The sequence below is a fragment of the Pseudomonadota bacterium genome, from assembly GCA_034189865.1.
Taxonomy (GTDB): Bacteria; Pseudomonadota; Gammaproteobacteria; order UBA5335; family UBA5335; genus JAXHTV01.
The window spans coordinates 22,016-36,375 of the sequence record JAXHTV010000026.1 but is presented as its reverse complement, the minus strand read 5'-3'; the positions used below and the strand labels follow the sequence as shown (position 1 = coordinate 36,375).

Genomic DNA, 14,360 nt, shown 5'->3' with positions numbered 1-14,360 from the left:
ATCGTTCGCTGGGGCGCAAAGCGACTGTCCCCGGGGTTTAGCGTGCGAAATACCCACAGCCGGCGCCACATCTATCACGATCCGTTCTTAAGAGCAATGCCACGATTCGCGAACTGCCGGGACATGTCCCGGCTGACCTGCATGGGAATCGGCAGCACGGTAGGTGACGGCCCTTTCCGATGGTCGTTCGCGCCGGTCAACGATGATTTGCCGCGCCACACCTCGTAAATGCTTGAAGTCAAATCGGCCCAGGCGAGTCGAATGACGCCCCCAACAGGGGTGGCCAACCCTTGCCTCAATAAACGCGCGGCGAGATGAAGAAACTGCGAGTGAGTCGGTTAGGAGGAAAATTCGCGCGGCCGAAACAGCGCCGGAGGGTTACCGAGGATCCAAGAACTCTGGACTTGGCAATACAGTAATTTTATCATCTCAACCCTTCTCCAAGCGCCGGATGCACGGTAGCGAAACCCAAGCTGCCAAAACGAGCCGTTGCCCGCACTGTAATGACGCGGCAAAACTTGCTTGGCAAAGTACGCCTTGCTTGTAGCAATCGGTATTCAGGAACTAAGGAGCGGTGATGTCTATCGATCTGGAACCAGTGGCTTCCGCCTCGGCCAACCGCAGCGACTCGCAATGTCTCCTGAGCGCCGACGGTTATTCCTACTACGCTCTTGATCTCGCACACGTAGATGATCCCACGTCGCACCCCGTCGTGCGGTGTTGTGAACACATGGAAGCGGCGTCTTGGAACCCTCAAGCCAATTTCGCGCAGTACATTGCGAACTGCAGCTTCCTGCTGTACGCGGTTCACGAAAGGGATGGCGCCACGGCAGCCTTTATTGCGCTAACGGTCTGGCAAGAAGGTGACCGAGCCGTCGTCGTCGGCGAAGAAGCCATGGTGCACCCGGATCATCGCCGCGCGGGTCTTTCCTCAAAAACGGGTTGGCTCGCAATCCAAGGACTGGTGGCTTTTCTCGGACGCAATGGTCTGTCCCACGCATATGGCGTCGTTCTAACCTGCAGCCCGGTTCTGATGGATATGCTGTGGCGCTATCGCGCTGCCCTCGCGCCAACGAGTTTCGACGCACACGACGCGCTCGAGCCGGTGGCACGCGATTACCTGGAGCGTTTCGGCTATCGACCGCTCGATCAGGATGTGCCGTGGTTCGTCGAAGGTGCTTTCCCCGGTTGCACCAAACAACCGCGCGGCCGGGAAGAGTTTCCCGCCGTCGATGCGCTGCTTCCGCCGAATTTCGACTACAACACCCGCGGGGACAGCCTCCTGTTCGTTTGCGATGTCAAAGTCGAAACGGTCGCGGCTTTCGCCAAGATGATGCTCCGCCAGTGGTGCGACGCCGAACAGATCACGCGAATCGACCTTGCGCCTGGTCGCACGGGAATCTGACGTGACGATTTCTCCGATCGCCCTGGGGCGTGCCGCGGTGGAGACGCATCGCCAAGCCCGGTGGGCACCTGAACGGCAGAAAGCGTGGGTCGACGCGCAGCTGCGGCGCGTGGTCAAAGAAGCCGGCTTGCAGGTACCGTTTTATCGAACGCGATTCGCCGAAAGCGACATCGACCTCGAAAACTTTCGCGGACTGGCGGATCTGAACCGTCTGCCCTTTCTGACCAAAGCCGATGTGCAAAGCAACTACCCCGACGGATTGGTGGCCGATGGCGTCCGGCTAGAAGACTGCGTTGAATCGGCAACGACTGGCTCAACCGGTAAAGCCACTCGCTTCGCTTTTTCGCCGGAAACGTATGCGTTCTATCTCGCGACCAGCCTGCGCGTATACACCATGGCGGGCCTGAAACCCTGGTATCGCGGCGCGTATATCAAGTACTCCCCGATCCCGCTTCCCGACCTCGGCCGTTTCAGTCCGATGTTGCATATCCCCTCCATCATGGCGGCTGAGGAGCAGCTTCGCAGGCTGGTGGCGTTTCGGCCGAATGTGCTGATCGGTTACGCCTCGATCATCCTCGAGTTGGCGCGACTGATCACGCCGTCCGATCTGGCGCGGATGCCGCTCAAGTTCATCTCGGTAAACTCCGAGCTGTCCACGCCGGCTGAGCGTGCCTACATCGCGGAGCGCTTCGGTTGCCCGGTCTACGACGAGTACTCCACCGAAGAGACGTGGATGGTGGCATCCCAATGTCGCGAGGGAAACTACCACCTGTTCACCGACAATGTGTGGGTGGAAGTGTTGGACGAGCACGGGCTACCCGCTGCACCGGGCGAAATCGGTGAGATCGTGCTAACGACCCTGCGCAGTCCGGCGATGCCTTTCATCCGCTATCGCATCGGCGATTTCGGTCGCCGTGCGGCGACCGACGCCCGCTGCCCCTGCGGCCGCGGTCTGCCCCTGCTGGAGAGCTTTGAAGGGCGGTGCGACGACGCCTACGTCTTGAGCGACGACACGCGCTTATCGCCCCTGAAGCTGCTGAACACCTTTACGATGTTCATCAAAAGCGATCCCGGACTCATCGACGAATTCCACTTCGTCCAGACGGCGCTCGGACAGGCACGCGTGGACCTGGTACCAGGCCCCCGCTACGACGCCGCTCGAGGCGCCGCGCTGGTGGCCGCGCTGGAGCACGTCATCTCCGAACCGGTGTCGATCGAGCTGGCACTGGTCGAGCAGATTTCCGGACCGGCGAGCATCAAACGCAAGGCGATCGAATCGCTGATACGCCCTTCTCCGCGCGCCGCATGAAGCTGCGGTCTATCCTGGCTCGCGTGGCGCCTTGGCTGGTCGGCAGTCTGATTGTCGCCGCCCTTGTGGCCGCCATCGACCCAGCAGAGGTCGCGAAAGCACTCCAGCAAGCGCGACTCATCTACTACATCCCACTCGCGGCTGGATTTCTCATGCTGTGGTACCTGCTGGAAACCCACAATCTCCAGCGGCTGTTTCGGCGCTTCGAGGTTCACGCGCCCTATCCGGAATTACTTGCGGTACGGGGCTATACCTATCTGCTGATGATCATCAACTATGGGTTGGGCGTCGGCGCTATCGGCCTATACTTGCGTAATCGCCGCGGCGTACCCGCGCCACGAGCTGCCGGCCTGTTACTCTTTTTTATGTTGGCCGAGTTGTTAGCGCTTGGCATCCTTGCTACTGCTGGCGCGGTGTTTGTGCAAGGCACCGCCCGCGGCTACGCGCTGTTGACTGCCGGCGGGATCATCATCGGCGCACTGACGTGCGTCCCCGTGGTGCGAATCCTGGCGCGACTGGGTATTGCAGGCGGTCTCCGTCGACTGCTGGAACCATTCGCCATCGCGGACGCACGCATGTGGATTTCGACCATTGGCGACCGTGCGATCTATTTTTCGACCTTCGTACTGTTCTTTTATCTGGCTATGCCCACATTCGGGCTGCGGGTGCCGCTGGCCGATTTGCTGTGCCTCGTGCCCTTACTGTTTATCATCATCAATCTGCCCATCACGGCTGCCGGACTGGGCACACTGCAAGCGGGCATGCTGCTGCTGTTCGCGCCCTATGGCGAATCGGCAGCACTGCTGGCTTTCAGCGTCTGCTACAGCGCGACGATCATCATCGGGCGCCTACCCTTTGGGCTGTGGCCCCTGGCGAAACGCGTGCCGATCCTGCGGCCGACGGCAACGACTTGACGAGGATGTACACGATGACTCGATCTATTGCGGCGCGGCAGAGTGCAAAGGGCCGTTGGCTCACACTACCGCTCGTGATACTCCTGGCCGCGCTACCCGCTGCTGCATGCGATGTCGCCGTCATCAGCGGCATTAGCGCGACCGACGGCCGCCCGATCCTTTGGAAGAATCGGGACGATTCCAACAGCTTTTTCCAAGGTCTGGAATGGTATCCCGGCGAGCGGGAGGAGATCGGCGGTCACGTCTGCCTGGAAGAGATCTTTTTTCCGACGCAAACCCGCGTTTGCTCAGGCGGTGTAAATGAAGCCGGCTTTGCGGTATTGAACGCAAGCGTGTACGCAGACACCACCGTGGAAGAGTTTGTTAACCAGGACGTCGCACTGATGAAGCGTGCGCTGATCGAGTGTATGAGCGTCACCTGCTTCGAGGAACTGCTCGCACGCTGGAACGACCCGGCTGAGTCGATCGACGTCATCAGTTCGAACTTCGTCGCCATGGACGCCCACGGTGGCGCGATCATGATCGAAGCGCAAAGCGGCATCGGCGAGCCCGTCCGCTACACCGTTCACGATGCGGAGGCGGCACCGGGCGGCTTCGCGAACCACACGAACTTCAATCGTTATATCGACAATCCTGGCGTGGAGCGACGCCGCCGGGCGACGGCTCTGCTGACTGTGCTCGGACAGGTGAGTGCGCTTACACCACTGAACGTGATGCAAATCGTCACCAAGGACGTTTGCGACTACGACCGGCTTTCGCCACCCGAGCGTTTCCCAACCAACCTTTGCATCAGTCGCGCCCAGACGACCGCCAGTGTAGTCATCGAGGGTGTTGCCCCGGGCGAAGATCCGCGGCTGACGATTATGTGGGCAAATCTCGGGGAACCCTCGATGGGCGTGTATGCGCCGGTTTTCCCGGCGGCAAGACAGATACCGGAAAAAATGAAAATGCGCCGCGGCGGAGCTTCACCGCTTAACCTCGCCATTGTCTTCAAGGAATTCGGTGCCTATGACAATAACGGCGGAATAAACGGTCTGATGCCAAACCCGCTGATGGATACGCACATCAATCGGCCGGCCATGGAACGGGTGCGAGCGCTCGCGGCACCCATCGAGGAACTTCTATCGAGCGAAGTGAGACAAGCGGCACTTGAACTGCAAGCGACCGGCGAGTTGGACGCCGCCGCACTCGCCGCAATCGCCGAGGCCGGCGCTGACTATGCGTTCCAGCGCTACGCCATCGACCCGCTGCCCCTGAGTAATTTCGGGCCGGTTGCGACGGCCGTTGGTGCCTCTGCGGCGGCGTTCTACTTCGCTGGCCGGGTTGCCTACGTCAACAGCCGGTGGCTGGCCGGCGTAGTCGCCGAGCGGGAAGATGTATACGAGGCGCTGCGAATCGCAATCGAGGTCAATGCCCGCTATCTGCCCCAGCAATTGCCACTGGAGCGCGCCGCCCTCCGGCGGATCATTGCCATCAAGTTAGCCGAGCGGCGATCCTGACCTAGCGTGCCCAGACGGCCAGATAGCGCCCGTTCCAGCGGGCCGGCAGGCCGCTGCTACCACGATACCAGTAGTGCGTCGCGCTCAAATCAGATGCGGGGGTCGTTTTGATACCGGCACCCGCGTCTGAGGTATCGGCGTAGTGATAGACGCGCCCATCCGGCAGGTCCTCATAGCCGATTAAAGTGATGTAGTGTCCGGCGACTCGCCACGGCCTATCCAAATGAATCACCACCGGTCGGCCCTGATCAAGGTACTCATCGATCGCGGTGAGGCGGCTTCGACGCTGTCGTACGCTCTTCCAAGAACGCCCACTCACCGCCTTAGACATCAGGGCGAGGTCAAACGCCTGATGACCGTCCGGCACGCGTAACGTCTTCAGCCGCTCGGCCAGGGTCCGCAGCGACGGGCGATGTGGCAGTGCCAGCCCGTCGGTCCACTGCTCGACGTCATCGCGTGATATCTGCATGTCGCCATCGACGTACAGGACGGTCGGTGCGCCGGGCACGCTAGCAAAATGGCTCTGGATCAAGAAAGCGCTGGTAGCCAGACACTGGCCAGGAGCCTGCGTAAGCAGCGGGAAATCCTGGATCACGAGTTGCGCATTGGCCTGAAGCGCAAAGAACAGACTGAACACGATCAGCAAGCGACGCACAGTGGGCTCCTGGAAGTGAACCTTAACGAGAGTGATATCGGCACGAGATGAGCAAAGGTAAAGCGGGGCCCGACGAATGCACAATTTTCCCCAACCAAGTCACCCCCGCCGGAATCCCATCCGTCCCACGACGAGGCGACGTGCAGCAACAATAACCGCTGTATATTTCCTCATGCGACAATCCCCGGCTTTGTCGGTACGCCATCTTGCCGTGGTCGATCATTCGAAATCCACCCTCAATTCCTTTCTCCGTTGCCGACTCACGCCGCTTTTCACTCAATAGTTGGCACTAAGCGGGGTTTGCGCAATGGTGTACCGGTCGCGTTGTGGAATCATCCAGATGTCCGGGGACCGCCAGTCGATAGCGCCGACTACCGAACTTCGATAGGGATCAGAGGAGTCATTCTCGTGCCTGCATGCGTCGTATTTGTTGATAGAGATATGAAATGCCCAGCAGGCCCAGACCCAATCCCAAGAACGACGCCACTCTGAGAAGCCCTTGCAAGTCCGACATGTCCACAAGGAATATTTTCGCGATCACCAATACCAGTAGGACCATGCCGGCCCGGTAACAACCGTGCCCGAAATACCAAGCGCCACCGAGTATGGTAGCTACGGCCATGCACAACCATACCGCCGAATAGGTGTACAGCTCGCCATCACCCGCCGGACTATCCATGCGAATACTTCCCTGCCACAGGTGCCGAATCTCCAGAGAGATAAAGACGAAAGCGGCAACACCGCTGAAGACCAGCGCCGCCCGATAAAATCGCGGCTGATAAACTAACGCGGTCATGCCGCCAAGAAACAACGGCATACCGAATAGCAGCAGGATTAAATTGGCGACGGGGGTCCGGCTAACCTCTCCCCATACCCATTCCAGGTTGAGGACAGTGGCCCCCAAAATGATTACGTAATTAAGTAAGGCGAGCGAAATTAGCACCCGCGAGAATAATTGGCAGAAGCCTTGCAGATGTTGACTAACTAAGCTGCGCCGATAGTAAGCGAGTCCCACCGCGCCGAACATAACCATGTAAAGGCCCGCCTCGAGAGCCGTGAACCGAGGTGTAAACACAGCACCGTCGTAAAGCCAGTAGCGAGTTTCCGACCACAAGGTCAACACCAGCAGGTGCATTGCAGCGGCCTCGGTCCACTTCGACAAGTGGGGGTATACCCTCAGCAGCCGAGCAGCGGCCAGGCAACACAATGTTGCCCCGCCGAAAGTCCACAGCGACCAGTGCACGTCCGTTGGGTAGCCGATAATCCACGGGTTGAAGGAAAGGCGGAAAACAACCAACGCCACCAGAATTTTCAACACCCAGCCAAGCTCGGGTAAGCGAAACCGCGTGATGATCCAGCTGACGGAGATCATCTGCACTGCGAACACTAGCGTGAGGCTGGCATTCCGGCTCACCATCATTGCCGCCAAAGACAACGCGAAGTGACCGCCGAAGAAAAGCCATACCACCAAGGACTCCACTGAACGCTTTTTGCGCGCCCCTGCTGCTATACCGACGTACGCCACACCCAGGATGCCGGTAGTAATCCCCCACCGCCAATCGACGGAAAATCGCTCAGTTAAAGCGTAAACCATTGCCACCAGCAACAGGGGGCCCACGGTCAAAAGGGAATTCCACAGCGCGGCGAATCGACATTGCGTAGCGTTTCTCAGGGAGAAAAACGCCAAAATCATACTCGTCGCAGCCGCGTACTCGAACAGGTGCTTGGCATCAGCTTGCTGGAGTTGCACAAGCAGAAACCTTCCATCCACCACCACCACCTGGGCCAAAACGATGGCGATGATTTGCAGCACAACCAATAGCCAGGGCATGGCACTCAGGGATTCACGGCGCCGACCTGAGTGCAGTAGGAGTAGCAGCAGCGGACTATAGTGCACGATTGCTCCATCCAAATTCCGCTCTACGATCACGGACACCGCCTGGGCCGATATCAGCAAGAGAAAGCACAGGGGGAGATGGTTCTTGGCCGGCTCGCGTACGATATTTCGAAGCAACTCAAGGTATCGGTTCACAGTAACCGTCTCCGATCGCGATAAACTCCAGTCAAAGGTTGGTAGAGCCAGCACCAAGTAGCCGAGCCCCGCGAGATACCAAACGCGAACGCCATCAGCCATGTCGGTAGCCATCGAAATCGCCCACCAACCGAGAGCACCCGCCAGAAATCCCCACCAAAGCCAAGGCCGATACACGGAGCGCATTAGCAATAATGCACTCGCGCTGATTACCAGGCTGTAACCCAGAGAAAAATTGATGTGGTCCACATCGCCGGCTACCAGGAGCGGTACCACGTAAGCGCCTAGAATGCCGATGACCGCCAATACCGCACCGTAAATGTGAGCCAGACTCATCGTCGCCAGGGCCACCAGGGCCAGCAACCCGAAGGTGACGGCGGGGCTGAGAAATGCGTACAGGTGCAATGCCGCCAGTAAGACTGCGAATAGAGTGATACTGCCACCGCCGGCCATGGCTGCAAACGCAGGGTGGGACTCTTCGGTTTTACGCCGAAGCCATTCGGCGCCGACATACAACGCGAACCCCATCAGTACACCAAGGCTTAGGCGGGCCTTCGGCCCTATTAGCCCCATTTCGATCGAGTATCGGGCAAGGAATACCCCCGCAAGAGCGACGCATAGCCCACCCAACCAGATCATCCAGCGAGTTTGCAGATGCACAACGGTGTCGACACTCGCCGTAACGGGTATTGTCGCCTCGGTGTCGGCCGTGCCAACCTCCTCCGTGGGCAGAACCGACCGAGAGACAAAAGTCGGTACCTCCTGCCCTACCGGTGGAGACGTTCTCGTGTCTTCAGACCTGTCGCCCTGAGCCCGGGCGCTTGTCAACTCGGTGGGTGTCGCCGGCGTGACAGGGCGGGAAAACTCGGCTAGCTCACGCTCAATCCGTTGCAGCCGGTTATTGAGAGTTCTTAGTCGAAAGATGGAAAGAACTCCGCTCACGGCACCCGCGGCTGCCGCGACGCTCGTTAGTACAAACAAGACCACCAGCAATTCCACAGCGCACCCCAAATATCTTTATTGTTAAGTGGAACCAGCCCAATCCTAGAGCAGCTAGCAATAAACATCCGTTGCTCAAACCCAGCACTTCGAATGCGGAAACGATAGGAAAAACGCAATTCCGGAAACTGGAATCAAGGAAAAGTTACGGGTTAGTTGCAACCGGATTATCACTATGCCTCAGCGAGAAATCAAAACCCCGCTGTAGTGTGGGTGACACTTGCCGGTCCGGGCGTCGGAGAGCATGCGGATGCGAGATCGCAAACCAGAATGAATTTTCGCATCAATGCCGATTAATCCCGACCGAAAAAACGCGTACGCAGGCGCCCCCGACCTTCGAAAGCGCCTAATTTACGGCTTTCCCACATACTTCACCGCAGCGAGTGGTTGCATACGCACAAGCGCGACGTCGCGGCAACCGAGCGCACTCACGATGGGGAATCGAGAACGACATCACCGCCCGCTCCTTTGGGTATATGTCGGATATGAATATCCCGCTGCGGGAAAGCGATTTCGATCTTCGCCTCACGGAATTTCCGGTCGATTTCCATCAGCAGTTGATGTCGCGTGTCCAGCAACACATCGGGAGTGGGAATGAAAACTCGCAGTTCAAAATCCAGCGAACTCTCGCCGAAGCGGGCAAAAAAGGCCGAGGGCGGCGGTTCTTGCAACACATTCGAATTCGTCTTTGCCACATCGAGCAGGATATCGTTTGCCTTTTGTGTATCAGATCCGTAGGCGATGCCAACCGAAATCACAATCCGCAAAATCGTGTCGGACAGCGACCAATTGACAATTTGTCCGGTCACGAACTCCTTATTGGGAATGATCAGCTCTTTGCGGTCCCAATCGGTGATAGTAGTGGCACGCATTTGAATTCGCGCGATTTTCCCGCTGATGTTGCCAACGGTCACCGCGTCACCCACACGCACGGGCTGCTCGAAGAGAATGATGATGCCGGAGACGAAGTTGGCGAAAATTTCCTGCAAACCAAAGCCCAGGCCCACGGTGATGGCGGCAATCAGCCAATGTAACTTGGACCAGCCGATACCAATGGCGCCAAAAGCCAGTGCCAAACCCACAATCACCAGCACATAGCGGACAATGGTCGTCACGGCATAGCGGGCACTGGGAGTAAACGGTAACCGCTGCAAAATGGCGATTTCCAGCAAACCGGGAATATTCCGACTGATAAAAACCGTCATGCCCAAAATGAGCAGCGCGGTTAGCACGCTCGCTAGCGTGATAGGTACGTAACTCGTGACATCCGTGCCGTCCTGCGAGATGACAAAACTGGAACTCCACAACACGACGTCGTTCAGTAACTTGAAAGCCGGAAACACCTCTGACCAGATAAAAACGACGCCCACTGCAATCGTCAAAAGCACTACGCTGTTGAGCAGCCTGACCGTCTGCGTACTGACGTGGGTAAGGTTGAGCTCCGGCTCTGCGGTGCCGTGCCGTTCGGCGTCGCCGGGAGCGATGATGCTTCCGCCCTCTTCCGACTGCATGCGTTTACGCCACTGTTCCACGGCCAGTTTTCGCTCTTCGATATTCAACCAACGAAGCAGCATCGCCCGACCAATGGACACGGCTAAAAGCAGCCAAAACGTCGCCTTCCAATACAAGGCAAGTTGCACCGCCGTGTACGCATACCCCCCGGCCGACGCAAACGCCAAACCAGCCGGAACGAGCAAAACACCAAGAAACCAAATGCTACTGAGGCGATCCACCCAGCTGCCGGCATGCGTTTCAAGATAATACCGCGGCAATCCGCGTCGCGGATGCAAAAGGCGAAAGACCAAACCGGCAACGCCGATCATCAACAAGACGAATGCGTAACGACCCAAAGAATCCCGGTAAGACTGGGTCGGTTGTTCCAACACCACTGCGACGACGAATACCAAAGGCAACGCGAATGGAAGAAACCGAATGAGCTGCTTTCTCACCAAATCCAAGCTGCTGCGACGCCATTGAAAATGGCCTTCGCCCACGCCGTGCCGCTCACCCAACCGACGTAACAAAAGGCCGGCGAACAGTAGCTCTGCGACCGCCGTTAGGCCCGACGAAAGCGCCCCGGCAAAGATCGGATCCTCACCCGCCTCTTTGATATGCCAGGCCACCACATAGATCAGGACAGGCCACGGAGCGGCCAGGAAAACGGTCACGGCCAACGCGCGCAGGGTATCGACAATTCTCCCCTCGTCCGCCTTCGTTTTGGCATCACCGAGTTGCACCAGAGTTTTTCTAAATCTTCCGCGACCCGCGAACAACATCAACACCAACACGAACGGCGCGATCACTGTCACGGGTTGTTGCTGAACATCGGATTGCACGCCGTCGAACACGCGTTGCCAAGACGATCCCTCGGCTAGCCAGGACAAGCCTCGATTTCCACGGCCAAAGTCTTGGAGCGACAATGGGGGTGCGCTTTGAATCCATAAAACGCGTGAATCAATAAATGCTTTGTACTGCTCCACCACCTCAACGAAGCGACGCTCCGCTTCCATCATGGGATACAGATATTTTTCAAACAGAATATCGTATGCCCGAATCAACTCGTTGAGATAGCGCTCTTTCTGCTCAGTGAGAGTCTCGTAGACGCTGGCAATCAGCTGCTCCCTCTGGTCATCGGGAATCCGCTCGCCGGCGTTCTCAACCCGGTCCCGCGCGACACGCTTCAAATCCACCAGCCCCAACAAGCGGTCTTCCAATTCCATGCGTCGGAGCTGAACCCGATTGATTTCTTCCCGACTGTGCTTGAGTTGAACAGTGAAACGACGAAGATCGGGGAGTTGGTTCAGGTCATTTCGGAGCTTCAGGCCGATCGCATCGGTCAACCCGATCTGGGCCACCTTTTCCTTGGTACTCTCGAAGTTGCGCTGTACCGCGTTCAGCCGCGCATCGAGCGACTGTTTATCCAAGCTGCGCTGGGCACTGATGGCCAGCACATCAGCCATTTCCGTGGCCAATTGCTGGTTCTCAAACAGGATCTCGCGGACCAACGGGTGGGCATTGGCGGCCGCCTCGCTGGCCGCACCAGCCGCCTGCATGACCTCAAGGCCAGCCTCCGTCCGCAAACGATTCGCCAGTTGCTCCATGTGTTTGAATCGCTGATCCGCAATCAGCAACTCTCGCTCGGCCAACTGCCGCCTGGAACGCAACAGCTCGCGCCGGACATCGTAGCTTTTGGACTCTTGATCCAACTCATCCAAAAAGTGTCGGAGATAAAGCTGCTCTGCCCACAACGCCCAAGTGCGAGCATCGGTTCGCATTTGACCCGAAATTTCGGCCGCTACCGGCAACATGTCGTTGATCTCATCAAGCCGGCGACGGGCCGTGGCGACCTCGTCCGAAATCTTGTTTTGCCGATCATAACGCCGGGTCGTCTCGGCCTCTAACTCAGCGCGTGTCCGCCGTGCAGCTTCCAGCTTTTCACGCCGCGTCTCCAATTCGGACGCCACGCGATCCAAAGGCGATGTGGAATCGAAATCGACGGCGTCTTCGGGGATAGGTGCTGCCAGCGCAGTTTCGATGGCGCGTAGCTGTGTGGGTGCCGCCTGGATGGTTTGAAGGAAATCCAGCGTGCGGTCGACGGACGTCACGCTCTTTTGAATGTAATCTCGAGCCAACAGCAGCCACGACAGGTCAGTCTTTTGATCCTCTGTCGGCGAGTTGATCGCTTCCAGCGAGGTAATCCGTCGCGCAAGCTCCTCCTGCTCGCGAACAACTTGAGCGCGTGCCTCGGCGAGTGACACTCTACGCGCGTTGGTATTGTCATCTCGCGCTGTCGCCAGGCCCATTCCTGCGGCACAAAGCAATACCGCACACAGGATCAGCCAGGCTGGACGATAAACTGTATGTCCCATTTTTCACGCACCGAAAGTGGCTAACAGTATCAACGCCGGGAAAAAGCCGAACGTTAGCATCTGACCCGTGGGGCGGTATTGTCAGCCTAAATCCGCCGATGTCAACGGCAATGTCATCCGACTAACACCATCGGCCGGACGTTGATAACCCACCGCCGTCACACACAAATTTCTTCTATCCGGGAGCACCCAACACGCAGGGGAAAGCCCACGAGAAAAAACCGTTTTTTGGAACATCTTTTCGGCCTGCAAATGAACACCTACAATGCAGCAATTACGGTCACATTCCGATCGAGCAAGGGGCAAATTTACGGTGAGCACTCACGCCTTTGTCCACCGACCCAAATTGGCGCACACCCGAACCCCGAATCCCGGGGCGGCAACCCGTCTGCCGGGCGTTGAGCAGCGCCGCCAAGTTAATTCCATTCTTGAGTCGGCTGATAAAAACGCCCCCGATCAAACCGCCCTCGGCCACAACGCATCTCACACCTCCGAAGTCAGCCCGAACCTCGAGGCTCAGATCCGCCGCACCCAAGGCACCGGCAAGCCTCTGCCAGCGAAAGCGCGCGACGAGATGAGCCTGGCCATGGGTGCTGACTTCGGCAACGTCCGCATTCATACCGACCGGCGCGCGGAAGCGATGAACCATGCCCTGCATGCACGGGCGTTTACCCACGGCACGGATATCTATTTCGGCCGCGGGGAGTTTGACGCCGGCTCCGGATCCGGCCGGCACCTATTGGCCCACGAACTCACCCACGTCGTGCAGCAAGCCGCTCACGGAGAACGTATCAACCGGGTTCCCAATCCCGCCCCGCCACCGGATCCCTACGTACCCGGCCGACCGGCTCACAATCATCCGGCGCAGGGAAATTGGGCCGCGGTTCAAGCCAATGCCGCGGTGGTCTGCGCGCGCGAGACCACCACAGTAACACCCCCCGCCCCCCTGCCACAGGTACCGATCCCCGTGGGCACCACCGAGCGTGGAAAATCGGAATGTGCCTGCGCGGTGATGTCTCCCGCCAACGTACTCGCCGCTGCCAGAAGCATCGAGATGTCCGGCAAACCCCTGGCGATTGCGCATTTGGACCATTATCTGTCGGGCGGAGGAGCGGATTACGTCGAACACTCGAATCTGGACGATCTCATGAATACCGATGCCGGCGCCCGCGGTGTGGTCGCCGGGGCGATCGGTGTCGCCGATCGGGGACAGGTTTTCATTCACCAATACAACTACAGCGACGAGAATTTCCTGCTCGCATTCGGCGGAATCGACCGGGTGGACTACCAAGTCGACCGAGCAGGCGGCACCGTCGATGTCTGGTTCAAGGACCGTTACGATTTTCATCCAGCTGGATTCGGTCACACCAATATGGGTGTGGGAGACGACCCGCCACCCGGCCGGGTAACCAATTGCGTCCATCTGGCAGCGGTCGAACTCAAAAGCTCAGGGGCCGCCGACTACTGGATGTTTGGCCATGCGACGTTACCACTGAGCTTGTTCAGCTCCACCACCTCACCATCGCCCGGGACCGACCTATGATCGCGGCCGCCTGGGGATAGCCCGGTGAGCCGTCTTCAGCTCCAAGGCACAGCGGTCTGAATCACCACCCATCGCGGCAGACGCAGAAATTAGAATTTATCGAGATAACATTCTTATTTGATTGAAATTTATATT

At 58.3% G+C, this 14,360-nt stretch carries 9 protein-coding genes; 6 read left to right on the top strand and 3 right to left on the bottom strand.

What is annotated here, in order from left to right; genetic code table 11:
* The 5 genes from SVU69_11180 to SVU69_11160 form a co-directional block, all read left to right on the top strand.
* Positions 1–228, top strand: a 228-nt coding sequence (locus SVU69_11180) for a hypothetical protein (protein ID MDY6943555.1), incomplete at its 5' end; no start/stop codon positions are given.
* Positions 229–577: 349 nt separating this feature from the next.
* On the top strand, positions 578–1,405 hold the full coding sequence (locus SVU69_11175; GenBank protein MDY6943554.1) for a hypothetical protein: 828 nt from the start codon (positions 578–580) through the stop codon (positions 1,403–1,405).
* Position 1,406: 1 nt separating this feature from the next.
* On the top strand, positions 1,407–2,714 hold the full coding sequence (locus tag SVU69_11170) for a hypothetical protein (protein ID MDY6943553.1): 1,308 nt from the start codon (positions 1,407–1,409) through the stop codon (positions 2,712–2,714).
* Positions 2,711–3,628, top strand: a complete 918-nt coding sequence (locus SVU69_11165) for a lysylphosphatidylglycerol synthase domain-containing protein (GenBank protein MDY6943552.1) — start codon at positions 2,711–2,713, stop codon at positions 3,626–3,628. The genes SVU69_11170 and SVU69_11165 overlap by 4 nt, the downstream gene beginning before the upstream one ends.
* A gap of 14 nt (positions 3,629–3,642) precedes the next feature.
* Positions 3,643–5,127 carry a hypothetical protein gene (locus tag SVU69_11160; protein ID MDY6943551.1) on the top strand — a complete coding sequence of 495 codons (1,485 nt, stop codon included), beginning with the start codon at positions 3,643–3,645 and terminating at the stop codon, positions 5,125–5,127.
* A gap of 1 nt (position 5,128) precedes the next feature.
* On the opposite strand, the gene SVU69_11155 is transcribed toward SVU69_11160, so the two are convergent.
* The 3 genes from SVU69_11155 to SVU69_11145 all read right to left on the bottom strand — a co-directional run bounded on the left by SVU69_11155 (position 5,129) and on the right by SVU69_11145 (position 12,682).
* Positions 5,129–5,782 (bottom strand): C39 family peptidase, encoded by a 654-nt coding sequence (locus tag SVU69_11155; GenBank protein MDY6943550.1) that lies wholly within the window; start codon positions 5,780–5,782, stop codon positions 5,129–5,131.
* A 400-nt stretch (positions 5,783–6,182) separates the two neighbouring features.
* A complete protein-coding gene (locus tag SVU69_11150) occupies positions 6,183–8,453 on the bottom strand; it encodes a DUF2339 domain-containing protein (protein MDY6943549.1) in 2,271 nt (756 codons plus the stop codon).
* 788 nt (positions 8,454–9,241) lie between these two features.
* Positions 9,242–12,682, bottom strand: coding sequence for a mechanosensitive ion channel (locus SVU69_11145; protein ID MDY6943548.1), 3,441 nt, complete (start codon positions 12,680–12,682; stop codon positions 9,242–9,244).
* Positions 12,683–12,995: 313 nt separating this feature from the next.
* Here SVU69_11145 and SVU69_11140 point away from each other — a divergent pair, with 313 nt between their 5' ends.
* On the top strand, positions 12,996–14,225 hold the full coding sequence (locus SVU69_11140; protein MDY6943547.1) for a DUF4157 domain-containing protein: 1,230 nt from the start codon (positions 12,996–12,998) through the stop codon (positions 14,223–14,225).
* The last annotated feature ends 135 nt before the right edge of the window (positions 14,226–14,360 follow it).

Excerpts from the sequence above, each read along its gene's own strand:
- SVU69_11175 (MDY6943554.1), top strand. The coding sequence starts at position 578 with ATGTCTATCGATCTGGAACCAGTGGCTTCCGCCTCGGCCAACCGCAGC.
- SVU69_11165 (MDY6943552.1), top strand. The coding sequence starts at position 2,711 with ATGAAGCTGCGGTCTATCCTGGCTCGCGTGGCGCCTTGGCTGGTCGGC.
- SVU69_11160 (MDY6943551.1), top strand. The coding sequence starts at position 3,643 with ATGACTCGATCTATTGCGGCGCGGCAGAGTGCAAAGGGCCGTTGGCTC.
- SVU69_11150 (MDY6943549.1), bottom strand. The coding sequence starts at position 8,453 with ATGATCTGGTTGGGTGGGCTATGCGTCGCTCTTGCGGGGGTATTCCTT.
- SVU69_11145 (MDY6943548.1), bottom strand. The coding sequence starts at position 12,682 with ATGGGACATACAGTTTATCGTCCAGCCTGGCTGATCCTGTGTGCGGTA.